The sequence below is a fragment of the Enterobacter sp. SCRI0065 genome (genome assembly GCF_059766475.1).
In genome coordinates, this window is sequence record NZ_JCBAJB010000072.1 from 1 (window position 1) to 246 (window position 246).

The window sequence follows — 246 nt, forward strand, 5'->3', positions numbered from 1 at the left end:
CCATACAGCAGACCGGGTGAAGCACGGTCTTCCTCGCCCTGCGCTAACTAAAAGGGCCATATGGCCCTTTTAGTTTAAATGGATCTGCCCTGTAGATGGTTTAGCCACCATAGCAATTGAGAAAAATTAAGCGTCAACGCTTGCGGAGCAGCGTCCACCACCGCGTCAGCCGCCGGGTATTGATGCTTCAGATGAGCATGAGCTAGAGCTGCAGGCGCTGCCGCCAGAGAGAGGACAACGACCAGT

At 54.5% G+C, this 246-nt stretch carries 1 pseudogene; it reads right to left on the reverse strand.

Annotation, left to right across the window (positions count from 1 at the left end):
- Window positions 1-116: 116 nt before the first annotated feature.
- Window positions 117-245, reverse strand: a pseudogene (locus AC6EMZ_RS23495) (hypothetical protein); the annotation flags it as partial.
- Window position 246: the final 1 nt, after the last annotated feature.